19 protein-coding genes and 1 tRNA gene are annotated in these 22,591 nt (G+C 59.7%); 11 read left to right on the top strand and 9 right to left on the bottom strand.

Going from position 1 to position 22,591, the window contains the following annotated elements; translation table 11 throughout:
* Positions 1 to 45: 45 nt before the first annotated feature.
* Together LAO20_07380 and LAO20_07375 are read left to right on the top strand one after the other, a co-directional pair.
* Complete coding sequence (locus tag LAO20_07380; GenBank protein ID MBZ5531235.1) at positions 46 to 5,811, top strand: SDR family NAD(P)-dependent oxidoreductase; 5,766 nt, start codon at positions 46 to 48, stop codon at positions 5,809 to 5,811.
* A gap of 3 nt (positions 5,812 to 5,814) precedes the next feature.
* Entirely contained in the window at positions 5,815 to 6,264 is a 450-nt protein-coding gene (locus LAO20_07375; protein ID MBZ5531234.1) for an acyl-CoA thioesterase, read from the top strand.
* A 53-nt stretch (positions 6,265 to 6,317) separates the two neighbouring features.
* Here LAO20_07375 and LAO20_07370 read toward each other — a convergent pair.
* The 4 genes from LAO20_07370 to LAO20_07355 form a co-directional block, all read right to left on the bottom strand.
* Positions 6,318 to 6,404, bottom strand: a tRNA-Leu gene (locus LAO20_07370).
* Between the two features lie 256 nt (positions 6,405 to 6,660).
* A complete protein-coding gene (locus tag LAO20_07365) occupies positions 6,661 to 7,101 on the bottom strand; it encodes a peptidoglycan-binding protein (GenBank protein ID MBZ5531233.1) in 441 nt (146 codons plus the stop codon).
* Between the two features lie 140 nt (positions 7,102 to 7,241).
* Complete coding sequence (locus LAO20_07360) at positions 7,242 to 8,855, bottom strand: Do family serine endopeptidase (protein ID MBZ5531232.1); 1,614 nt, start codon at positions 8,853 to 8,855, stop codon at positions 7,242 to 7,244.
* A 116-nt stretch (positions 8,856 to 8,971) separates the two neighbouring features.
* Positions 8,972 to 9,805 carry a DMT family transporter gene (locus LAO20_07355; protein ID MBZ5531231.1) on the bottom strand — a complete coding sequence of 278 codons (834 nt, stop codon included), beginning with the start codon at positions 9,803 to 9,805 and terminating at the stop codon, positions 8,972 to 8,974.
* 353 nt (positions 9,806 to 10,158) lie between these two features.
* Here LAO20_07355 and LAO20_07350 point away from each other — a divergent pair, with 353 nt between their 5' ends.
* The 4 genes from LAO20_07350 (at position 10,159) to LAO20_07335 (ending at position 12,263) form a co-directional block, all read left to right on the top strand.
* Complete coding sequence (locus LAO20_07350; GenBank protein ID MBZ5531230.1) at positions 10,159 to 10,839, top strand: nitroreductase family protein; 681 nt, start codon at positions 10,159 to 10,161, stop codon at positions 10,837 to 10,839.
* Positions 10,840 to 10,906: 67 nt separating this feature from the next.
* On the top strand, positions 10,907 to 11,251 hold the full coding sequence (locus LAO20_07345; protein ID MBZ5531229.1) for a cupin domain-containing protein: 345 nt from the start codon (positions 10,907 to 10,909) through the stop codon (positions 11,249 to 11,251).
* Positions 11,241 to 11,774 (top strand): hypothetical protein, encoded by a 534-nt coding sequence (locus tag LAO20_07340; protein ID MBZ5531228.1) that lies wholly within the window; start codon positions 11,241 to 11,243, stop codon positions 11,772 to 11,774. The genes LAO20_07345 and LAO20_07340 overlap by 11 nt, the downstream gene beginning before the upstream one ends.
* Before the next feature lie 42 nt (positions 11,775 to 11,816).
* Positions 11,817 to 12,263 (top strand): NUDIX hydrolase, encoded by a 447-nt coding sequence (locus LAO20_07335; protein ID MBZ5531227.1) that lies wholly within the window; start codon positions 11,817 to 11,819, stop codon positions 12,261 to 12,263.
* Here LAO20_07335 and LAO20_07330 read toward each other — a convergent pair.
* Together LAO20_07330 and LAO20_07325 are read right to left on the bottom strand one after the other, a co-directional pair.
* Entirely contained in the window at positions 12,260 to 12,751 is a 492-nt protein-coding gene (locus LAO20_07330; GenBank protein MBZ5531226.1) for a hypothetical protein, read from the bottom strand. The genes LAO20_07335 and LAO20_07330 overlap by 4 nt on opposite strands.
* A 54-nt stretch (positions 12,752 to 12,805) precedes the next feature.
* Positions 12,806 to 13,414: a UbiX family flavin prenyltransferase gene (locus LAO20_07325; GenBank protein ID MBZ5531225.1), complete on the bottom strand. Its 609-nt coding sequence runs from the start codon at positions 13,412 to 13,414 to the stop codon at positions 12,806 to 12,808.
* Positions 13,415 to 13,540: 126 nt separating this feature from the next.
* Here LAO20_07325 and larB point away from each other — a divergent pair, with 126 nt between their 5' ends.
* The 5 genes from larB (at position 13,541) to LAO20_07300 (ending at position 19,497) form a co-directional block, all read left to right on the top strand.
* Positions 13,541 to 14,287, top strand: coding sequence for a nickel pincer cofactor biosynthesis protein LarB (larB, locus tag LAO20_07320; GenBank protein ID MBZ5531224.1), 747 nt, complete (start codon positions 13,541 to 13,543; stop codon positions 14,285 to 14,287).
* 291 nt (positions 14,288 to 14,578) lie between these two features.
* A complete protein-coding gene (locus LAO20_07315; GenBank protein ID MBZ5531223.1) occupies positions 14,579 to 15,664 on the top strand; it encodes a sigma-70 family RNA polymerase sigma factor in 1,086 nt (361 codons plus the stop codon).
* Between the two features lie 53 nt (positions 15,665 to 15,717).
* A complete protein-coding gene (locus LAO20_07310) occupies positions 15,718 to 16,887 on the top strand; it encodes a hypothetical protein (protein MBZ5531222.1) in 1,170 nt (389 codons plus the stop codon).
* Between the two features lie 228 nt (positions 16,888 to 17,115).
* Entirely contained in the window at positions 17,116 to 18,351 is a 1,236-nt protein-coding gene (locus LAO20_07305) for a N(4)-(beta-N-acetylglucosaminyl)-L-asparaginase (GenBank protein MBZ5531221.1), read from the top strand.
* Between the two features lie 321 nt (positions 18,352 to 18,672).
* Positions 18,673 to 19,497, top strand: a complete 825-nt coding sequence (locus LAO20_07300; protein MBZ5531220.1) for a hypothetical protein — start codon at positions 18,673 to 18,675, stop codon at positions 19,495 to 19,497.
* An 80-nt stretch (positions 19,498 to 19,577) separates the two neighbouring features.
* Here LAO20_07300 and LAO20_07295 read toward each other — a convergent pair whose 3' ends face one another.
* The 3 genes from LAO20_07295 to glpX form a co-directional block, all read right to left on the bottom strand.
* The gene (locus tag LAO20_07295) at positions 19,578 to 20,813 is read right to left on the bottom strand and encodes a cation:proton antiporter (GenBank protein MBZ5531219.1); all 1,236 of its coding nucleotides are present in this window, start codon (positions 20,811 to 20,813) and stop codon (positions 19,578 to 19,580) included.
* Positions 20,803 to 21,300 (bottom strand): hypothetical protein, encoded by a 498-nt coding sequence (locus LAO20_07290; GenBank protein ID MBZ5531218.1) that lies wholly within the window; start codon positions 21,298 to 21,300, stop codon positions 20,803 to 20,805. The genes LAO20_07295 and LAO20_07290 overlap by 11 nt, the downstream gene beginning before the upstream one ends.
* Positions 21,301 to 21,393: 93 nt before the next feature.
* Entirely contained in the window at positions 21,394 to 22,374 is a 981-nt protein-coding gene (gene glpX, locus LAO20_07285) for a class II fructose-bisphosphatase (GenBank protein ID MBZ5531217.1), read from the bottom strand.
* Positions 22,375 to 22,591: the final 217 nt, after the last annotated feature.

The raw sequence follows: 22,591 nt of genomic DNA, 5'->3' as shown, positions 1-22,591 counted from the left end.
CGGCGCGACTCACAGCAAGAATGATTTCCATCGTGGAGGAGGGATATGAAGGGCGGCATCGCGATTGTCGGAATGGCCTGTCGCTATCCCGATGCGCGCAGTCCAAATGAGTTGTGGGAGAACGTGCTGGCTCGAAGGCGCGCGTTTCGCCGCATGCCCCCAGAACGGCTCTCCTTGCGCGACTATCTGGCAACCGATCCCGCCACTCCGGATTCGTTCTATTCAACCGAGGCAGCGTTGATCCAGGGTTACGAATTTGACCGCATGCGCTTTCGGGTTTCCGGCCCTATCTTCCGCAGCGTCGACATGGCGCATTGGCTGGCCCTGGATGTTGCCGATCAGGCCATTCGGGACGCCGGCATGGACCAACCCGGTGCATTGCCGCAGGAGACCACTGGAGTGCTTCTCGGAAACACTCTGACTGGAGAATTTTCCCGCGCCGCGACGCTCCGCCTGCGTTGGCCCTATGTGCGACGCCTCGTGGATGCGCATCTCCGCGACGAACAATGGGATGAGCAGCACCGCATTCGTTTTCTTGGTGAACTGGAACGGGGGTACAAGGCGCCGTTCGCTCCCGTAACCGAGGAGACCCTAGCGGGAGCACTCTCTAACACCATTGCCGGTCGAATTTGCAGCTACTTCCATCTGGGCGGCGGCGGCTACACGCTGGATGGCGCCTGCTGCTCGTCATTGCTGGCTGTAGCCCGCGCCTGCTCTGCTTTGGAATCCGGGGAACTGGATGCGGCCTTGGCCGGCGGGGTTGATTTGAGTCTGGATCCGTTTGAATTGGTGGGATTTGCCAAAGCCGGTGCATTGGCCCGAAATGGAATGCTTGTTTATGATCGCCACTCCAGCGGATTTCTCCCTGGCGAAGGCGCCGGGTTTGTCGTTCTGATGCGGCGCGAAGACGCGGTTCGTGAGCAAAGACAGGTTTACGCTGTCATTCAGGGATGGGGTATTTCCTCAGACGGCGCCGGCAGCATTACCAGGCCGGAGACGCACGGGCAAATGCTGGCCCTTGAACGCGCCTACTCTCACGCAGGATATGGCCCCGAGACGGTTGCGTTTTTCGAAGGCCATGGCACCGGGACGCCGATAGGAGACGAAGTCGAGCTGCAGACTTTGACGACCGCGCGCAAAGCCGCTGGGAACAAAACGCCACCTGCGGCTGTGGGCTCTGTCAAAGCGAATATCGGCCACACCAAAGCCGCGGCAGGTATAGCAGGGCTGATCAAAGCGACTCTAGCGGTTCATCGCCGGACCCTCCCGCCGACGACCGGTGTGTGCCGTCCCCGACCCGAGCTTGAAGGTGACGAAGCGGTTCTTAGAGTTCTCGAGCAGGCGGAGCCCTGGCCGGACGCCCTTCCGGTGCGCGCGGGAGTCAACTCCTTCGGCTTTGGGGGTATTAACGTTCACGTAACGTTGCATTCCGATGTAGAGCGTCGGACCAGCTTCTCGCCGCCCGAGGAAACGCTTCTGGCAAGCGATCAGGACTGCGAGCTCTTTGTTCTGGATGCCGACAGCTGTTTTGATCTGGCTGTGAAGGCCGGAGAATTGGCAAAATTGTCGAGCTCTCTCTCCTATTCTGAACTCGGGGATGTATCCGCTGCGCTTGCGAAACGGGCTGGCGCAGGGCGGTGGCGTGCGGCGGTTGTGGCAAGCACGCCCTCAGAGTTTACGGAACGTCTGGAGTCTGTTGCGCGTCTGCTGGGCCAGGGAACGACTCGTCATTTCGATGACGAGAACGGGATATTCCTCAGCGCGGCCGGGGAAAAGCCGCGTATCGCCTTCCTCTTTCCGGGTCAAGCTTCCCCAGTGCGTTCGGGCCCCGGAGCGTTTGGAAAGCGCTTCAGGGAACTTAGGGAGCTTTATAGGCAAGCCGCTTTACCCAAGGATGCAGATTCAGCCTCCACTCTTACTGCGCAGCCTGCAATCATTGCCGCTGAGCTCGCGGGTCTGCGCACGCTCAGGCGATTGGGGATTGAAGCATCGCTGGGGCTTGGTCATAGCCTGGGCGAACTGGCGGCATATTGTTGGGCAGGCGCGCTTGACGAAGAGTCGCTGTTGGCGTTGGCGCAGACACGCGGCCGCTTGATGGCGGAGGTCAGTGGTCCAGCGGGCGCCATGGCAAGCATTGCAGCTCCAGTTGAGACAATCAAGGGTTTGATCGCCGGCGACTCGGTGGTGCTGGCGTGCCTTAATGGGCCCGAACAAAACGTTATCTCTGGGGAAACAAATGCCGTGCTTCGAGTAGTCAGGCGCGCGCAAAACTCGGGTTGGAGTGGGACGGTCCTCATGGCCGGACACGCTTTCCATTCACCACTGATGGCTCCAGCAAGCGTCGCGTTTGAGAGGGCTGTCAGCTCTTTGCCGCTTACGTCGATCCAACGTCGCGTAATCTCAACCATCTCAGGCGTTGAATTGAAGAGAGATTCTAACCTGCGCCGGCTGCTGATCGATCAGCTCACGGCGCCCGTTAAGTTCACAGAAGCCCTGGCGAGCTGCATTGAAGACGTTGAGCTGTTCCTGGAAGTTGGACCGGGACGTGTGCTCACAAATTTAGTCAAGTCGCCGAATGCGGCTCCAGTTATTCCCCTGGATGCCTGCGGCTCATCAATACGTGGCTTGCTACAGGCGGCCGCTGCAGCTTACGCACTGGGTGTGCCCGTCCGCCTGGAAGCATTATTCGAAGGACGTTTTAACCGTCCCTTCGATTTTGATCATCCATTAGCCTTCTTCACCAATCCGTGCGAGCTGGCTCCGGCTACCTCCTTAGGCGAAATGAGCACGCAAGAAGTCTCCAGAATGAACGGTAGTCAGAAAAATGTAGAGCAAAGTGAGGTTCAAGAACTAAATATCGCGCCCGACGCCATCAGCGCAGTGCGGGCTCTCATCGCGCAACGGACGGAACTGCCCGAATCCGCGATAGGAGAGGGGGCGCGGCTGCTGCGCGACTTGCATCTCAACTCCATCATTGTTGCGGAAGTTGTCGCCGCTGCCGCGCGCAAGGTTGGCGCGATGCCTCCGGCCCGTCCACTGCAATATGCGGATGCCACCGTCGGTGAACTGGCGCGCGCCCTTGAGCAATTACGTGCCAACTCCTCTGAAGACTTGCCGGAACATGAAGCGGCGCCAGCCGGAGTAGCAAATTGGTGCCGGGCTTTCGGTGTGGAATGGCGGCCCAGTGATCTTCCTCCAACTTCGGCTTCCTCTCCTGCAACTGGACTGTGGAAGATCGTCGCTTCGCCCAACACCTTATTGCCAGAGCAAGGGACACCATCATTTCCCGGCAGCGGCGTAATTGTCTATCTCGATGAGCGTCCAATCGAAGATCAAGCAATTCTGCTTCTTGAGGGGGCACATACGGTGCTCCGCGCAGAAGGGCCACGCTACTTCGTTATGGTCGGATCCGAAGCGTCCGTCGCGAGCGCGTTTGCGCGAACGTTACATTTGGAAAATTCCAACGTCTCTACCCGGGTTATCGAAGCTCCCCGCAACATGAACATCGGCCAGTTAATTACCCGGGAGTTATCTTCTGCCCAAGAACATGTCGAAGTTCGTTACGACCGCGATGGCCGGCGCTGGCAACGGAATTTCACACTTCTGGCAAACCGCAGCCAAGAGCGCGCCGGGCTAAATGAGCGCGACGTAATTTTGGTGAGCGGCGGAGGTAAAGGCATTGTGGCCCGATGTGTTTCTGCGCTGGCGAAGGAAACCGGGGCCAAATTGCTGATTCTGGGACGCTCCAACCCGCAAGAGGACGCAGAACTCGCCACGCAGCTCAACGATCTGACGACGGCAGGGGTGAAGGTCAAGTACGTTTCTGCTGATATCAGTGACAGCGACGCGGTGATTGCTGCAGTACGGGAAGCAGAGCCGCTTCTTGGACTGGTGACGTGCATCGTTCATGGCGCTGGCCGAAATGAACCCATGTTGCTGCGTGATCTGGACGAGGCAGCGATGCGCCGCACACTGGCTCCGAAGGTTCAAGGCTTGCGGAACCTTCTTGCTGCCGTGGATCCCGGACGATTGCGTTTGCTGTTCAGTTTTGGATCGGTGATCGGCCGATTGGGAATGCGTGGTGAAGCGCATTATGCGCTGGCCAACAGCTGCCTGGTCTCGATTACCGAGAGTTTTTCTCGCCAGTACCCTGCTTGTCGTTGCGTCGTGTTCGAGTCATCTGCCTGGTCCGGCGCAGGCATGGCCGAGCGTCTGGGCGTTTTAGACTCGCTGCAGCGCGACGGAATTTCCGCGATTACCGCGGAAGATGGAATCCATTGGTTTCGCGAGCTGCTTGCGCCCGGACTTCCGTCAGTGGCCATAGTCGTTACAGGCCGGCTCGGCGCCTTTTCACCGCTGCAAACGGTTGCTCCGCCGCTGCCGCTGTTGCGCTATCTGGAGCGGCCTCGCGTCTACTATGCGGGAATCGAGCTGGTAGTCGATTCAGACCTCACCAGCGGTTCAGACACTTATTTGCTTGACCATGTTTTCTACGGCGAGCCACTCTTGCCAGGAGTAATGGGACTGGAGGCTATGGCTCAAGCAGCTATGGCCGTTACTGGAGCGGCGAGATTGCCGACGTTCGAAGATGTGCATTTTGAGCAGCCATTGGCAATCAAAACCGGGACGCGGGTTACGCTCCGGGCCGCCGCGTTGGTTCGCGATGATGGATCAGTAGAAGTGGTGCTCCGGAGTTCCCAGACGTCTTTTGCGATGGACCATTTCAGGTGCATCTGCCGTTTCGCGGATGGCCCTGATATGGCAGCAGACGCCATTGCCGTGTCTGCATCGCGCATTGCAGTGGACCCGGAGCGGGACCTGTATGGCTCTTTGCTGTTTCAGGACGGGCGCTTTCGACGCTTGAGCGGCTATCATAGTCTGAGCGCCCGGCATTCGTGGGCCGAGATTACACCTGCCCGGAACCAGACGTGGTTCAGCCCATATCTGCCGGGCACGCTCATGCTGGGTGACGCTGGAGCGCGTGACGCCGGCCTACATTCCATCCAGGCTTGCGTGCCACACGTGTTATTGCTTCCAGTGGGGATCGACCGTGTGCTGCCGGGCTATCTTGAGGCAAGTGAACCGCTACTGGCGCGCTCGCGCGAGAGATGGCAGCAAGGCAACACGTACTGCTACGACCTTGAATTTCGCGACTCGGCCGGCGTGTTACGCGAATCCTGGATCGGATTGAGATTGCATAAGGTTGCCGATGCTCCGGGACACGCATGGCCAGATGCCTTGGTAGCTGCTTCCCTGGAATGGCGTGTTCATGAGATGGGTGCGACCACTGAACTGGCGGCGGTTTTCGACAGAGACCAAAGTACGGACCGCAAGCGCCGCAGCGACCGCGCGATCCAGAAGGCGTTGAAGTCGCCGCTACCGGTGGAGCGGCGCGCCGATGGAAAACCGGAAGTTCAAGCCGCAGTGTCTGTCTCCGCGGCGCACATGAATGGCCTTACTCTTGCGGTAGCCGGACACGGACGGTTGGCATGCGATCTGGAGGCGATTTCGGCGCGAACCGATGAGGTCTGGCGTGATCTTTTGGGATGGCAACGCTGGCCCCTGGTGGAGTTGATCGCCAAGCAAACTGGAGAAGATTTGCACACAGCGGCTACGCGCGTTTGGACTGCGATCGAATGCTTGAAGAAGGCGGGCGCTCCGGAGGACAGTCACCTCGTCTTTCATGCCTGTTCCCTCCAGGAACCGAGCTGTGTTTCCCTTGCCATGGACAACCTGAAAATCGTGACTGCTGTAGTCCGTTTTCGTGACGACCCGATGCCCGCAGCAGTTTCCATTCTCACGGGGAGCTAATAAATGCGTTTCTACGAATACCGGCACTGTGTTTGCTTTGAAGAAACCAATATAGTCGGCAACGTCTATTATGCGCATTACGTGCGCTGGCAGGGCCGTTGTCGGGAAATGTTTATACGCGATCACGTGCCCCAGTTGACTCAAGAGTTTGCCCAAGGCCTAACCCTGGCCACCACTCGCGTTTCCTGCTCTTATTACCAGGAGCTTTCGGCCTTTGATGAGGTTTTGATCCGCATGAGCGCAGCGGCCATGAGCCCCGGTCGCCTCACCATGTTGTTCCAATTCTTCCGTGTCCTGGCCGACGGCGGGGAGACCCTGGTAGCAGAAGGTGAGCAAGAGGTAGCGTGTGTTCAACGATCGGGTGTGCATCTGCAGCCCGCCCCCCTCCCCTCCGCCCTGTGCCATGCGGTGAAGAAGTACATTACCCCGAAAGAGCCAGCCGCAAGCAATTGATTTCAGGACACCAAGGTGGACACCTAGCCGCTAAGTTATTGAGAAGAAAAAGTTGGTGCCGAAGAAGGGACTCGAACCCCCACACCCTTGCGGGTACATGGACCTGAACCATGCGCGTCTGCCAATTCCGCCACTTCGGCAATGGGATGCGCCAGTAGTCATACCGGCGCGGGCGACGGGAACAACTCTTCTATTGTAGCGGGTCTGCTGAGGCTGTCAAACGCGACGGTCGGGCGTCTGCAGGTTGGCGATTCGCTCACTGAATTTGGTAATTGAGTAACTTCGTAATCGGGTAATTTGAAAACCCTCAAGACAGAAGCTCAAGCAGACGAGGCTTTCTCCCATCTCTAAGGTTTGCGTTGGAACAATTACCAAACTACCAATTGCCGAATGCTCTCAGCGTTTTGGTGCCCCGCTGGAGCCAGATTCACCGCTGGTGTTCGCCGCGACGGCCCCGCTCTTGGTGGGAGTATTGAGCAGTTGTGCCTGGGAGTAATTCGGCCCCAGGCCCAGTTTGATCAGGGCGCGGGAATCGGGGGTGACTTTGGATTGCCATCCGTTGTCGGCTTGATAGCGGGTCATGGCGGCTTGGGTGCGCGCGTCCCATTTGCCGCTGGGTTCGCCGGTCAAGTATTTCTCGCGGATGAGGGCTTCCTGGATTTCAGTCACGCGTTCCGGCTTGATCGCCTGTTGTCCTTTGCGTTTCCAGGCGCCGCGGCGGGAGCCTTTGCCCTTTTTGCGCGAGCCTGTCTTTCCCTTCGTGGACGCCGGTTTGCTCGCCGACGGACTGGCCGCAGCTTTGGGAGCCGCCGTCTGGGCTTGGCTGACGCCGGCCAGGGCGTAAGCTAACACGCTGATGATAAACAACTTCCAGCTTGGAAAACGCAAAAACCTTCACCTCAAGTACAGAAGTAGCGCTCGCGACATCATGCCATGTTTCGGCAATCCGGCGCTAGGGGATATTTGTAGGGCCCGGGTTACGGAAGAGTACCGGAAACAAAGATGTTACCGCCACCCGCGTTGCGTGGCAGGCGTACGAAGAAGACCACATCCTGCCCGCTTTTGAGCTGCGAAGTGATTTTCTTGAACTCTTCTTCGTTACTCACCGACTGGCGGTTGACCTTCAGGACGACCATACCTTGCCGCAGGCCAATGTCGTCGGCAAAGGAGTCAGGCTTGACCTCCGTGACCATGACCCCGCGAGTCGAAGTCACCCCCATTTGCTCGGCTTGCTCGTCGCTGAGCGAATGGACGGTCACACCCAGCTTGGAGGAAACCGGCTTAGGCTCTTCAGCGGAGACGTCTTGCGCGGCATCCGCGCTGTCAATGAACAGCTTGGCGCGGTCAGCCACGCCAACGTTGGCGTGTTTTTCCTGGCCGTTGCGGACGTAATCCACGGCGATCTTGGTGCCTGGCTTGATGGCGGAAATCACACCCACCAGCTCGTCGCCGGACTTGACCGGCTTACCGTCAACTTGCGTGATGGTGTCTTCCGGTTGCAGGCCGGCTTTCTCCGCGGGGCCTCCAGCAGTGACGCCGGAGATGGTGACGCCTTTGGCGCCGTACATCCGCGCCAGCGCCGGAGTGGCCTGGTTGAACACCACGCCGATGGAACCGCGCTCCACGCGGTGTTCCTTGCCTTCTTTCAACTGGTGATAGACGTTATTGACCACGTTGGAAGGCAGAGCAAAGCCCACGCCCTGGTAGCCATAACCTTGGGTGTAAATGGCGGTGTTAATGCCGATGACTTCGCCGGCCATGTTCACCAGCGGTCCGCCGGAATTGCCGGGATTGATGGCAGCGTCCGTCTGTATAAACGACTGGAATTGGCGTCCGCCGCGCAAGTTGCGTCCTTTGGCGGAGACGATGCCCGCGGTCACGGTTTCCTCCAGATCAAAGGGGCTGCCCACGGCCAGCACCCAATCGCCCACGCCCATGGCGTCAGAGTTGCCCAGGCTGGCTTTGGCCAGCGGCTTGTCCTTGGGAGGATCAATCTTGATGACCGCCAGATCGGTCTCGGTGTCGGAGCCGATGACTTTAGCGTCATGCAGTACGCCCGGCGGATCGTCCATCAGCTTGACGCGGATGCGGTCGGCTTTGTCCACCACGTGCAAGTTGGTGATGATGTAGCCGTCGCTGTCCAGGATCACGCCCGAGCCCAGCGATCGCTGGCGGCTGCCGGGACCGTCAGGAGAGACAAAGGGATTCTGATCATCGTCGCTGCTGCCGTTGCCGCCGCCTTGGCCGCCGCCGAAAAAGCGGTCAAAAAAATCCTGGAAAGGATCGTTGCCGTCCTGGCTGCGGTTGTTGCCGCGCGCGCGGCGCCGCGGCCGGGGATTGGATTCCGTGCTGATGTTCACCACCGCCGGTTCAATCTGCTTGGCCACCTGGCCAAAGGTGTTGCTCAACTGCTGCGGGGACTGCATCGGCATGAATGCCGTCCCTGCTTTGGAAGAGTATCCCTTTACGCCGCCCCGGCTCAGCACGGTCCCAATCAGGATTCCCACAGTCAACGTCAGCAGAACTACCAATGTGGAAAGCGCCTGCTGGTTCTTCATCCGGGCAATCAAAGCGGCAAAACGAGAATTCATACTGGGTTCTTCCTCCGGGCAATGGCACCACTAAAATTATAGAATGGAAACTTGTCGTGGCGACGCTCTTGTTTCAGGTGAGTGCAAACTATTAGACGCAGAACTTGCGGTTTGCGTTATCCGCCCAGGCCAGCGCCGCCGGGGCCGTTCGCGGGCTCCGGGCCCCGTTCCGGATCAGGAACGGCGACGTCTGGACGGGAAACCGCGCCCAGCAGTTCAGACACCAGAACACCACTGAGAATCAGCAGCGCCCCGGCCCCGCCGCGAAGCCCAAGTCGTTCTTTTAGATAGAGATAGGACGTGACCCAGGCAAACACCGGCTCCAAAGTGAAAATCAGTGCGGTATGGGTGGCCGGCGTGAATTGCTGCGCCCAAGCTTGTACGGTAAACGCCACGGCCGTACCCAGAACTCCGGTAATGAGGATGGCGTACAGCACCGTCGGCGAAAAGTGAATGTGCGGCCGCTCCAAAAACGGGGACGCCACGCTCATCAGCAGCGCAGCCACAGCGATCTGCAAAACCGCCATCTGCTCGAAAGGGAAACGCTGGGTTGAGCGTCCCAGAAAGATGATCTGGAAAGCGAAGCCGAACGCGCAGCCGATGGTCAGCACGTCGCCGAAATTCACGTGGGCAAAGTCGGCCAGTCCCTGGCGCCCGCCGGGGACGGTCATCAGGAAGAGTCCGCACAGCGCCAGCGCAATTCCCACCACGCGCCACGGATGAATCCTCGCCCGCCAGAATGTGACCAGCAGCAACGGCACCAGCACCGTGGAAACGCCGGTCAGAAATGCCGACTTGGAAGGTGTTGTGTGTTGCAACCCAGTGGTCTGCAGTGCGTAACCCAGAAAAAGGAACATGCCGACGACGCAGCCGGCAAGAATGGCCGGGCGGTCCACCTTGGCCAGGTCGCGCCGGTAATACCCGGCCAGCACCACCGCCGCCAGCGACATGCGCACCGCGTTGAGCAGCAGCGGAGACGATTCCGCCAGCGCCTGCTTCACCAGCACAAAGGTGCTGCCCCAGACCAGGGTGATCAATACCAGCAGAAGATGGGCTTTGAGGGAACGCGGCACGTTGGGCGAAGATCTTATCTTCGCCGACTATCTTAACCGGGCCGCGCTGCTTCTGGCCACGCAGCTTGCACTGCGCAGCTTCTTATCGCGCGGCTTCTTGCCACACAGCTTGTTACCGAAAACTAGCATCCTCGAATCGTGGCGTTGTGGATTCTAAGGCGAGTGATCTCTGTAAAAAGAACGCGGCGCTGTGCAAGAATTGTTTCGCCGGAAGAGCAAGGGGTATCGCCATGACCAGGGTCGCGGGAGAAAAATTGCTCAGTCAAGTGGTCCAGGAACGCCGCGCCACGCCAAGCTTTGAAGCAGTCCCCATTCACAGCGCCGACCTGGAGAAGATCATTCGCGCCGGACTGGCCGCGCCCAGCGCTTACAATCTGCAGCCCTGGCGATTCGTGGTGGTGCGCGATCGCGAACAGAAAAAGAAATTGCGCCAGGCGGCGTTTGGCCAGAAGAAAGTGGAGGAAGCCAGCGCGGTGATCGTCGCCTGCGGCGATCCCGAAGGCTGGAAGAATGGCGACCTGGAAGAATCCTTGCGCCTGGGACGTGAGCACGGCTATGGCGACGACGCCAAGCGCGACAAAGACCGCGCGTCGGTGCAGAGATTTTTGGGCGGGAATCCGGGTACGTCCGGCGGGCTGGCCCCCAGCGTGGACCTGTGGGTGAACCGCCATGTGATGATCGCCTTCACCACCATGATGTGGACGGCGGAAACGCTGGGCTACGACACCGCTCCCATGGAAGGTTTTGAAGAAGACAAGGTCAAGGCCCTGTTGAAGATTCCCGCTCGCATTCGCGTGGTGGCGTTTCTGGCCATTGGCCACAGAAACGGTGCGGACAAAGGTTTTGCCGGCCGCTTTGAACCCGCGCGGACCGTCTTCGCCGACGAGTGGGGCAAGAGCCTGGACTTTTAGCGGCATAAGCTCTGGCGTTGCTAATACGGCCGCAGCAAGATAGATGAATACACAAGAGGAGACGAGCATGGAGTATCCATCCGTCAGGCATCTCAAACTCAGCGACGCGCTCAACGCCATTCCCAGCCGGGAAGGGAACCTGTTCGCCCAGATGTTTCGCTACGGCACCCTGCAAGTGGAGATCTACACTCCCCGCGGCGTGGACACCCAGGAACCCCACACGCGCGACGAACTCTATGTTGTGGTTTCCGGCAGCGGCTGGTTTTTCAACGAAGGCCAGCGCGTGCAGTTCACTCCTGGCGACGTGCTCTTTGCCGCCGCCGGTGAAGCCCATCGCTTTGAAGATTTCTCCAGCGACTTGGCGGTCTGGGTCATGTTCTACGGGCCAGAAGGCGGAGAACGTGAAAGATAGAAATATTTCTGAAGCCGGCAGAACGAAACTGTTGAAGGTCTCTTTCGCCCCTCCGGCTTTAGCACCTGCGCTGTTCGCCTTCACGCTGATTGTCACCGCGTCGTTGCCGATGTTCGCCCAGAACAAAGACAAAGACAAAAGCACAGCCTCGGACAACGACATTGCCCGCATCGCGTCCCACCTCCTCCGCCAAATTCGCGAAGGCCTTGAAGGCCGCAGCCCAAAGAAAATGCTGGCCGCCTTTGACCTGGCCAAAATGGAAAACGGCCAGAACTTCAAACAACAAATCGCCGGCTTGTTCACCCGCACCGAAGCCATCCGCGTGCATTTGAATCTGGTCGAAGCCGTCGGCGAAGAGCAACACGCAACCATCCTGGTGGATGCCGAGATGGAAGCCGAGCCCCGCGACAACTCCCTTCTCGCACGCAAGCACGCTCGCCTCACGTTGACCGCGGAGAAGACCGCCGCAGGATGGAAGTTCACCAGCGTCGAGCCGCGCTCTTTTTTTTCGCTTGAGCCATGAGCGCGAGGCAACCAACGTGAGCGTGAGCGAAACAGAAGAATGATCAAGCGCGAATATCCTGAGTTGCCCATCGTCGGCGCGGGCGCCGTCATCGTGGACCAAGGCCGCGTCCTGCTGGTCAAGCGCGGACGCCCGCCGCTGCTGGGCGAATGGTCGCTGCCCGGCGGCGTAGTGGAAGCCGGAGAAACCTTGCGCCAAGCCGTTGAGCGCGAGGCAAAAGAGGAAACCGGACTCATCGTCACCGCCGGCGAGGTGCTGGAAGTTCTGGACCGCATCATCCGCGACGCTGAAGGCCGCGCCCACTATCACTACGTGTTGATTGATTTTCTCTGCCGCGTGACCGGCGGCGAACTATGCGCCGGGGGCGACGCCGCCGCCGTGGAATGGGCGCGCGAAGACGAACTGGATAAGTTCAACCTGGAGAAGCCGGCAATCGAGGTAATCCGGAACGCCTTCACCGCGGAGGCACGGAGACACGGAGAAGACTAAGGATCCGGATAAGAGTAGCAGCCAACATTTCGAAGGGGAGCAACGATTGTCTTGACCGGGATCGAATATGTCGGCCCGCGCATGGCCCTTTTGACGTTTCGCGTGATGTTATCCCGTGTCCACATGCCCCACAGAGGATCAATAAGTTCAACCTTATCCGGCCTGATCACAAACCCGGCATTGTTATCGAGATGGAACTCCACCTTCCCTTTGGCGTATTCACGTGAATAGACCAGGATGTCGCCTTCTGTCGCCGACTTGTACAGAACAATGAAGAATTCATCCACATAGGGCTCAGTACGTACTTTGTGCGCCCATGCTACCCGAAGTATGCCGTCCGGCTTTGCGACTGGCTGCAGCAAGCCGAATTTGTCCGTTTCGGCGCAATGCAATATTTGCAGCAATACTTTGGGCGGCTTGGCTTGAGGAACAGCCAACGGCGCCAAGAAGAGAAATCCCAGAAGGAATAAGCCCCGTGTTGCTCTCATTTGACTTTCTCCGTGTCTCCGTGCCTCCGTGGTGAAAATCTTTTGCACGAAAAGTCACTTTCCCCACACGTACGCATCTTTCTGCGGCAGTCCGATAAACTTGAGCACGCGGCACGCGAACTGATGGGCCATGGCGTCAAAATTCTTGGGATGGTTGTACAACGTGGGGATCAGCGGATAAATCGTCGCGCCGGTTTCCGCCGCGGCTGCCATGTTGCGGATATGGATCAGGTTGAGCGGCGTTTCGCGCACGCACAGCAGCAGCGGCCGTTTTTCTTTCAGGCAAACGTCGGCCGCGCGCTGGATCAAGTTGGCCGCCATGCCGTGGGCGATCCCGGCGAGCGTCCCCATGCTGCACGGCAGGATGATCATGGCGTCGGTGGGATAGGATCCGCTGGCGACGTTGGCCCCGATGTCGTCGTTGTTCTGCTGATGAATCTTGGCCGGCTTCCTGCCGAGCAACTGCTGCACCAGGTGGGCGCGCCCCTTGATCTTGAGTTCTTCGGCAAACACCCGCAGAGCATTATCGGACGCAATGAAGTTGACTGCCGCGACGCGCGCGTCCCGCTCCGCCGCCAGCAACAGCGCGCGCGTAAAGATCGCGCCGCTCGCGCCAGTGGCGGCGATGGTGAGGGTCTGCCCGGTGAGTGGCGGATTTGCCATGAGCTAACAGCTTACAAGAACTAGGTACGGATTGAGTAATTTGGTAATTTGGTAATTGGGTAATTTGAATACGGAACGGTTTGCACTTACCCGATTACCAAATTAAATCAATCACCAATCTCCAACATGGACGCCACCTCGCTCAAAAAACTCTTCGCCCAGGTCCGCGCCGGCGCGCTTTCGCCCGACGAAGCGGTGGCCCGCCTGCGTCACATGCCTTTTGAAGATTTGGGCTTCGCCAAAGTTGACCATCATCGCCGCTTGCGCGCGGGCATGCCGGAAGTGATTTTCTCGCGCGGCAAGACGCCCCAACAAGTCGCGCAGATTTTCAAGAAGCTCGCGGCCCACGGCGGCAACGTGCTTGCTACCAAGGCTGACCGTGAGCATTTTCGCGCCGTCAAGAAACTCACGCCGAAAGCGGAATATCACGAGCTGGCGCAAGCCATCGTCCTCAATTGCGATAAGACGGTTTACGGCAAGGGGACCATCGTGGTGGTTTCCGCCGGAACCAGCGACATTCCAGTGGCGGAAGAAGCCCTGGTCACCGCCGAAGTCATGGGCAACCAGGTCGCGCACCTTTACGACGTGGGCGTCGCCGGCATCCATCGGCTGCTATCGAACAGGAACGTGCTGGACCAGGCCCGGGTGGTGATTGTGTGCGCAGGGATGGAAGGCGCGCTGCCCAGCGTGGTGGGCGGGCTGCTGAGCGTGCCGGTGATCGCTGTGCCCACCAGCATCGGCTACGGGGCCTCATTCAACGGCCTGGCGGCGCTGCTGGGGATGTTGAACTCCTGCGCGTCCAACGTGAGCGTGGTCAACATTGATAACGGCTTCGGCGCAGGATATGTGGCCGCCATGATCAATCGCAGCTAGGGTTCAAGCGAACAGACCATCGCACCGCTCGGACCTTGGCAGATTCATGTTCCGTAATCACCTTCACCCGACGCCTTTCCCCGTCGTCCGCTAGCACTTCAATGGCCGCTCAAGCCCTTTACAGTTCACAATATTCTTCGCGATGCAAGCAGTCTTAAGTACATCGGTAACTTATTTTTCTGAGCAACGTTGAATTCGCCAAAAGCGTCTTAGTGGCAGGTGTACAATTTGCGCAAGCATTGAGGGCCTACGGACCTTCTGGTGGGATTGACTCCCAACGCCGAGGCACACATGAACGTTCATTTGAGCTACAAGGCAAGCAAGACTCCTGAAGTCGAACGCGAATTCCAGCACCAGATAGAAAAACTGCAAAAACGTCTGCACGTCTTCAAGCCTGACCTCATTCATTTGCACGCCATTATTGAGCCGGTGAACGGACGTAGCACCGTGGTGTCGTTGAACCTGCGCTTGCCCTCCGGACAAATGACCGCCCAGAAGCCGGGCGAAAGGCCGTTGACCGCGGTGAAGGGCGCATTTGCCGACCTGGTGGCCCAGCTCACCAAACACAAGGAGCTGCTGCGCGGCCAGTGGACGGGCAAATCGCGCCGCTCGGCGCGCGAGCAGGGCGCCGCCAACGCCGCCGCTGCGCCCGCTGTTTTCGCTGTGCCGGCCCCCGAGGCATCTCGCGTCCCGGCTGGGCCTGAAGCGCCGGGCGATGTGGCGCACTGGGTCAGCGCCGACTGGGTCAGCGCCAACATGGAGCGGGTGCAGCGTTTCGTGACGCACGAGCTGCGGACCCGCGTGCTTGCCGGACAGATTCGCGAAGACCAGATCAGCGCGGAAGAAGTGATTGACGAGGTCATGGTCAGCGCCTTGTCCCAGGACCAGGAACAGGACGCGCGCGCCGATTGGCTGCCGCGCGAAAGCTGGTTCCACCGGCTGGCCATGCTGGCCATCCGCCGGCTGGTCCATTCCAATGCCGATACGGCCGCTGTTTCTCTCGACTCCTCCGCCGGGACCCAGAACGTGACCGGCAGTGACGAGAACAGCTTGCAATTCCACCAGCCGGATGACAGCACTTCCGAAGAAAGCGTGATCCGCGACCGCAGCGCGCGCACGCCGGAAGAAATCTTTGCCAGTGAAGAAATGGTGGCCCAGTTGAACCTGGTGCTGCTAGGGCTGGGCCCGCAGGACCGCGAGGCCTTCGTCCTGTACACGCTGGAAGGTTTCACCGTGGACGAAATCGCCCGCTTGTCGGACCGCGCTCCGGACCTGGTCCGACAATCCATCCACCACGCGCGCGAACGGGTGCAGCGGAAATTACCGGAGCAAAATGAGTTCCGCCGCAGCCTGCTGGGCCGCTCGCGCGTCGCCTGACCCCGCAGTTTCCCCCGCTAGTCAACAGTGTCCGCAGACCAGGAGGAAAGCAAATGATCTCGCGTGAAGAACTTCTTCAACTTGCTCAAGTTGAATCCAAAGAAGGATGTGCTGTTAGTTTTTATTTCCAGCCGCAGACGCCGCAGGACAGATCGCACCGTGAAGAGGCCATCCTGGTAAAAGACCTGGTGCGCGAAGCCCTGCGCAAGGACGAGCGCAATGGCAATCATCCGTCGTTAAAAGAAGACTTGCAGAAGATTTTGCAGGCCGCTGAAGGCCTGCACGGCAACCACTCACGCGGCAAAGTGATTTTCGCCTGCCGCGAGCAGGGGCTGTGGCGCGAACTTGACGTCCCGGCGCGGCTGGGCCGCTCGGAGATCACCGTGAATTCCCGCTTCCATCTCAAGCCGCTGGTGGCCGCGCAATCCGGAGTGCCCCATACCTGCGTCGCCCTGGTAGACCGCAAGAAGGCGCGCATCTTTGAGCTGGCGCAGGACGTGTTGAAGCAGAAGTCGGACCTGGAGTTTGGTCCGCTGCCCAAAGCCGGCCGCAGTGACGGCTACATGGGTTACGACGCCGGACATCGCGAGCGGCGCATGGACAAGGAAGTGAGCGACCACAACCGCATGCTCGCCGAATCGCTGCAATCGCTCATGAATCGCGACAAGCTGGAAATCCTGCTGGTGGGCTGCCGCGAGGACGCCTGGGCGGAGATGGAGCCGCACCTGAAGATTTATCTGAAAGGCCGGCTGGCCGGACGCTTCCTGCTGGATCCTATCGCCGCCACGCCGGATGAAGTCCGCGAGTTTGCTCTGCGCATCCTGGAAAAGCGGAAGATCGCCGAGCAGCAGGAGATGATTCGGGAAGTGGTTGGCGAAGCCCAGCGCAACGCCCGCGGCGCCGTAGGGTTGCGCCACGTGCTCACCGCCCTGGAACGCCAGGAGGTGCAGACGCTGCTGGTCAGCCGCGACTTCACCGCGGAAGCCGTGGAGTGCGGCAATTGCCGCCATCTGGACACTCGCATGGTCGCCCAGTGCGCCGTCTGCGGCCAGGCAACGCACCCGCTCGCTGACGTCTCTGACACGCTGGTCGGTTTGGCGCTGCGCAACGGCGCGGAAATCCGCTTCATTGACAGCGACCCGGAACTCGAAAAAGCCGGACGCGTCGCCGCACTGCTGCGTTTCCGCGGCGACCAAAGCACACCGGGGAAATTGGCGGTGTAGCTCTAGTCATTCACCGCAATGGACGCAAAGGACGCGACGCAAATTCGGCCATTGAACGATTTCGGAATCTTACTGCACGCGATCGCTGGCTAGGTTCTTGCCGACTAGCCTAGTCTGCGCCCCAACTCCTTTGCGCTCTTTGCGACCTTCGCGGTAAATCTGCTCTACATTCTCCCGGCTGAGTGTTATCCTTCTGCGTTTCCTCGCTTTCAAGAAAACGGAGGCTCCATGAAGCGCAGAGATTTTCTTTCCGGACTGGCCGTCACGTCCGCCACGCTGGCCGCCGGCCAGACCGCCAAGCCGGGCGAGCCCGTGCACATGCCCAACCCCAGCAAGCAAGTCCCGCGCATGGACCGCCCCAAAAACATCATGATTTCAGCGGCCAACGGAATCACGTCGCGGGGCAATCATCTTGAAGCCGGTTACAAGAAGCTTCTCGCCGGCGCGGACACGCTGGAAGCGGCCATCACCACGGTCTCCGGTCCGGAGAACGATCCTGAAGATGACAGCGTTGGACTCGGCGGCCTGCCCAACGAGGATTGCGTGGTCGAACTGGATTCGTGCTGCATGCACGGGCCCACGCGGCGCGCGGGCTCGGTGGGCGGCGTGCGCGACATCAAGAACGTCGCCTCCCTGGCGCGCACAGTCATGGAACACACCGGCCACGTAATGCTGGTGGGCCAGGGCGCCACGCGATTCGCCGAGCTGATGGGTTTCCCCAAAGAAAACCTGCTGACTGAGCATTCGCGCAAGATATGGCAGTTGTGGAAGGAGTACCACTCTGACCGCGACTGGTGGGGCCCAGGGCTGGCCGATCCAAATCTGAAATTGCCGGCCAACCTGGAGACCAGTTCGCTGGCAGACCAGCCGCAGCCCGTCCAGCGGCTGTACGCGCTGGCCGCCGAGATCGGCATTCCGGAAGCAAGCCGGCTGGACGCCATCCAGAAAGTCCTCTACCCGCCCACCGGCACCATCAACTGCTCCGCGTTGAACGAAAAAGGCGAGATGTCCAGCGTGACCACCACCAGCGGCCTGGCCTGGAAGCTGGCAGGACGGTGCGGTGATTCGCCCATCATCGGCGCGGGCTGCTATTGCGACCAGGACATAGGCGCGGCCGGGGCAACGGGCAGCGGTGAAGAGAACATCAAGGTCGCCGGAGCCCACACCATCGTGGAGAACATGCGCCACGGCATGTCACCCGAGGAAGCCGGCATGGACGCCCTGAAACGCGTGGTGCGGAATTACAACGGCGACATGTCCAAGCTGGTTTACGTCAGCATGCACTTCTACATCCTGCGCAAGGACGGCGCCTACGCCGGCGTTTCCTTGTGGTCGGGTCCGGCGGAGCATCCCGCCAGCTTTGCCATCGCCGACGGCAACGGCCCGGCCCGCCACGAGACGGCCAAAGCGTTGTTCCAGGGCAATGCCAGGAACTGGCCGCCCATGCCGCGAGGGCCAAGATAAAGAGAACACTGAGAACTACTAATTTAATGAACCGTCATCCCGACGGACGTTAGACGAGCGCGCGTTTTTGCCAGCGCGCGAGTAGGCCGGAGGGACCTTGTGCTTCACGAGAGAAGAAGACGATTCTCACGTGCCCTCTCCAAACCCCTTGAAGCCGGTGGTCTCGGGTGAGGAGCCGGTTTCAGTCGCGCCGAAAAGTTTGTACAGCCCTACTTCCGCGCTGGCCGGGGTCAATGAGAAAATATCAACCGTAAGGGACGCGTCGGCGCCCAGTGCTCGATCCTGGCCCCCCGGCCGATCGCATATTATTGGAGGAGATCCATGAGAGCGCACGACGCACAGCACAGCCTTGCCTCTATTTCGTCAAAAAAGATTCAAGCACGCAGCATAACCGGCCTGAGCGTATCCCTTCTGTTGCTTTTCCTGGCGCCCGTCGCGGCCCAGGCCCAGTACACGGGCTCTTTCGGCATCAATTACACCAACCCGGTGGCCGCTTCCATTTCCAACAGCACCTGGAGCAACTGGGTTGTCTATCAAGCCCAGCAGAAAAAGGCCCAGGGGGCCCAGGGCTCTGGGGCCGCCGCTTCGTCGTCCGCGTCCGCGCCGTCACAGAGAAGCATCCAGACCACGGAAGCGGCGTTGCGGTTCCATCCAACCGGCACGCGACTGCTGGCCCCCAAACTGGTGGACACGCTGGGAAAAACGCAGCAACAAAAAGACCAGGTTTCCGCCATCTTGACCACGCTTTTTCAGGAGTTCGACAAGCAGGCCGTGAAGCTGGGCAAACCCAACGACCTGGCCTTTGCCCTGAGCTATTTCCTGGCCCAGAACGCCACGGTGTATCGCGGCAAGCCGGACCCCAAGGACGAACAGTTCGTGCAGTTGCGGGAAACCATCGTCTTCGCCATGGCGCAAAACCAGAGCTTCGCCAAAATGACAGACCGGCAAAAGCAGGAGATGCATGAGATGCTGGTGTCTTACACCGGACTGGTCTATCTGACCTACCAGGACGCGAAGAAGCGAGGCGACGCGGAGAATGCCAAGGCCATGCGCGAACTGGCCGGGCTCAACCTGAAAGCTATCACCCATATTGATCCTGCGCGGATCAATTTCACCGAACAAGGCTTTACCATCAAGCCGCAGTGAGAGGGCCGCGATCAGAAGAAGTCAGCCGCGAATTTCCGCGCAAAAAAAGCGAATTGAGCTTTGGATTTTATGATTCGGGTTCATTGATGGGATTCGCGGCTGAATTGCCCGACTTTCATCGCCGTCAAAATCGGCGCGGTCATGAATGTTGTCGCCAGGGCCATCATTACCATCATGGTGAATAGCGCCGGAGAGAGAGCACCCAACTCCAGCCCTGCATTCAGTACCACCAACTCCACCAACCCTCGCGTGTTCATCAATACTCCCAGCGCGATGGAGTCTTTCCATGCCATTCCTGAAACGCGCGCGGTGAGGGCCGCTCCCGCCAGCTTACCCAGGATGGCAATGGCGATAATCGCCAGGGCGTAGCCCCACATGCGTCCACCGGCGAGCAGATCAAGCCGCGTGCGCAGGCCGGTGAGTGCAAAGAACAGGGGCAGAAGCAGGGAAAGAGTGAGGAATTCGATTCTTTCCGTGGTTTCGGCAATCAGCCGTTTGTTCTTGGGCACGATCAGGCCGGCGACAAAAGCCCCGAACAGCGCATGCACGCCCAGCCTCTCGGAGGTCCAGCTTGAAGCCAGCATGATCAGAAGAAGAATGGAGAAGAACCCGACGCCCGCACCGCGCCGTTCATACATCGTTTCCAGATAGACGGCCGCGCGCCGGACCGGGAGCAGCATCACAGTCACAAACCCGAGCAGTCCAAGCAGAGTCAGCACCAGATGATGCCAGCTCTGCGCGGAGTGGACCATGGCGGTAAGAATGGCCAGCAGCAGCCAGGCGCTCACATCGTCAATGGCGGCGCAGGAGATGGCCACAGTCCCCAGATCGGTCCCCAGCAGGTTGCGTTCTTGCAGTATCCGGGCCAGTACCGGAAAGGCGGTGATGCTCATGGCGACTCCCATGAACAGGGCAAAGGAAGAAAACGACGCGTGCTCTCCAGCAAGTTCCGGGTAAACGGCGGTAGCCAGTCCGATTCCGAGTAGGAGCGGCAGAAGAATGCTGGCGTTGCTGGTCAGAACTACTAGACGGCGCCGCTGCAGGATTCGTTTGAAGTCAACTTCCAGGCCGACCACGAACATGAACAGCACAAGCCCAACCTGGCTCAGGGCAGTGAGCACCGGCACCGATCCGGAAGGAAAAACATAGGCAAATGCAGCAGGGAAGAAGCGTCCCAGAAGAGATGGGCCTAGAGCGATGCCCGCTGCCATCTCGCCCACCACCCGCGGCTGCCCCAGGCATTGGAAGATCCAGCCCAGCAGGCGCGCGGCCAGCAGGATGGCGCCAACCGAAAGTATCAGTTGGTCAATGCTCACGCGTGGAGCGCCTCTTTTCCAAGCCGCCTTTGCCCCAGTAAACCATGCGCAAGCCGGCGAACACCAGGTTGATGCCTACAATCATGGGAACGAGAAACGTTCCGTGCGAGTGCCACTCGATCCAGAAACAAGGCAAGCTCAAGGCCACCAGGCCCCAGCCCAACAGCGCCCGCTTGTTGTCCGCCTTCTCGTGGACTTTATTTACATAGGTCAGCATCGGCCGCTTGGATTTGCCGGTGTGGTCGTAGATATCACAGCGCAAATTGGAAATCTCATTGACCTTGGCTTCGCAATAGGCCTCAGCTTCAGAAAGGGAGTCGAAGACCAGGCAGGTGCTGTCCTCGCCGGCGGCGAGAAAGTGGCCGTCCGCCTTCTTCTCAATGTCGCTGCGCACGTCGGAATGAAAGACGGCGTATTGACCTTCATGAACCAGCCCGGTCCATTCGTTGGGACGCCGGTCGGGATCGCAGAGTCGAAGTTCCTGCATGATCGAGCAATGCGTCGAAAAAGCAGTTAGCGGAGGCCAGTTGGTAGCAGCGTTCTCGGTTGGGCCAATTGCCAATGAGAGCAGTTGCTTCTTTTAAAACCTGACCTTCACATCCGGCCGCTTGGCCAGGTGAATGCTCTCCACGAAGCGGACTTTGCCGCTGTGCCGCGTCATCACGATGGATGAAGTGCGCGTACCTTCGCCAAAGAAGCGTACGCCTTTCATCAGCGCGCCATCGGTGACGCCGGTGGCGGCGAACACCAGGTGGTCGCCGGGCGCAAGCTCTTTGGAGTTGTAGACCTTCTTCTTGTCGGCGATGCCCATCTTTTTGATGCGCTCTTCAAGTTCGGGAGTGTTGATGACCAGGCGGGCCAGAATTTCTCCGTTCAGGCAGCGCATGGCCGCGGCGGTGATGACGCCTTCCGGCGCGCCTCCGCTGCCCATCACCGCATGCACGCCGGTCCCGACCACGGCCGCTGCGATGCCGGCGGAAAGGTCGCCGTCACCGATGAGCTGTATGCGCGCTCCGGCGGCGCGAATTTCTCCGATCAGTTTCTGATGGCGCGGGCGCTCCAGCACTACCACTACCAGATCGCTCACGTCGCGATCCAGCCGCCGCGCCATGGCTTTCAGGTTGTCGGCCACCGGCGCGTCCAGGTCCACCACGTCTTTGCACGTCGGGCCGACCACCAGCTTTTCCATGTAGCAATCCGGCGCGTTAAGCAGGCCGCCCTTCTCGGAAGCCGCCAGCACGGTGATGGCGCCGGGCGCTCCGGTGGCGCACAGGTTGGTGCCCTCCAGCGGGTCCACGGCGATGTCTACTTTCGGGAACCTGGAGCCTTCCTTCCAGCCCGCGCCCACTTGCTCGCCGATGTACAGCATGGGAGCTTCGTCGCGCTCACCTTCGCCGATCACGATGGTCCCGCGCATGGGGACCTTCTCCATGGTGGCGCGCATGGTCTCGGTGGCCACGTGGTCGGCCTTGTGGCGGTCTCCCAGGCCCATGGTGTGCGCCGACGCAATGGCCGCGTCTTCTACCACGCGGACAAATTCCAGCGCCAGCTCAAATTCCATGATGTTTTCCAGGTTGTTTGCGGCTGTGGTCTTCTCTGCTGCGTGGCTCGCCATATGCGCCTCCAAATTCCTTTGAGCAAATACCATCTCTGAGATTGTCATCCCGAGCGAGTCCCAGTTCCGCTTCTGGGATTGTCATCCTGAGCAAGTCCGAGTTCCGCTGCGCGGAACGAGGGCGAGTCGAAGGACCCCGAGGATGCTTCCCCTACAATGCCGC

The sequence above is a fragment of the Terriglobia bacterium genome (genome assembly GCA_020072815.1).
In the GTDB taxonomy this organism is placed as follows: domain Bacteria; phylum Acidobacteriota; class Terriglobia; order Terriglobales; family Acidobacteriaceae; genus Angelobacter.
This window is presented reverse-complemented; position numbering and strand designations above follow the sequence as displayed.

Excerpts from the sequence above, each read along its gene's own strand:
- LAO20_07380 (MBZ5531235.1), top strand. The coding sequence starts at position 46 with ATGAAGGGCGGCATCGCGATTGTCGGAATGGCCTGTCGCTATCCCGAT.
- LAO20_07375 (MBZ5531234.1), top strand. The coding sequence starts at position 5,815 with ATGCGTTTCTACGAATACCGGCACTGTGTTTGCTTTGAAGAAACCAAT.
- LAO20_07360 (MBZ5531232.1), bottom strand. The coding sequence starts at position 8,855 with ATGAATTCTCGTTTTGCCGCTTTGATTGCCCGGATGAAGAACCAGCAG.
- LAO20_07355 (MBZ5531231.1), bottom strand. The coding sequence starts at position 9,805 with ATGTCGCTGGCGGCGGTGGTGCTGGCCGGGTATTACCGGCGCGACCTG.
- LAO20_07350 (MBZ5531230.1), top strand. The coding sequence starts at position 10,159 with ATGACCAGGGTCGCGGGAGAAAAATTGCTCAGTCAAGTGGTCCAGGAA.
- LAO20_07345 (MBZ5531229.1), top strand. The coding sequence starts at position 10,907 with ATGGAGTATCCATCCGTCAGGCATCTCAAACTCAGCGACGCGCTCAAC.
- LAO20_07330 (MBZ5531226.1), bottom strand. The coding sequence starts at position 12,751 with ATGAGAGCAACACGGGGCTTATTCCTTCTGGGATTTCTCTTCTTGGCG.
- LAO20_07325 (MBZ5531225.1), bottom strand. The coding sequence starts at position 13,414 with ATGGCAAATCCGCCACTCACCGGGCAGACCCTCACCATCGCCGCCACT.
- larB (MBZ5531224.1), top strand. The coding sequence starts at position 13,541 with ATGGACGCCACCTCGCTCAAAAAACTCTTCGCCCAGGTCCGCGCCGGC.
- LAO20_07315 (MBZ5531223.1), top strand. The coding sequence starts at position 14,579 with ATGAACGTTCATTTGAGCTACAAGGCAAGCAAGACTCCTGAAGTCGAA.
- LAO20_07310 (MBZ5531222.1), top strand. The coding sequence starts at position 15,718 with ATGATCTCGCGTGAAGAACTTCTTCAACTTGCTCAAGTTGAATCCAAA.
- LAO20_07305 (MBZ5531221.1), top strand. The coding sequence starts at position 17,116 with ATGAAGCGCAGAGATTTTCTTTCCGGACTGGCCGTCACGTCCGCCACG.
- LAO20_07300 (MBZ5531220.1), top strand. The coding sequence starts at position 18,673 with ATGAGAGCGCACGACGCACAGCACAGCCTTGCCTCTATTTCGTCAAAA.
- LAO20_07290 (MBZ5531218.1), bottom strand. The coding sequence starts at position 21,300 with ATGCAGGAACTTCGACTCTGCGATCCCGACCGGCGTCCCAACGAATGG.
- glpX (MBZ5531217.1), bottom strand. The coding sequence starts at position 22,374 with ATGGAATTTGAGCTGGCGCTGGAATTTGTCCGCGTGGTAGAAGACGCG.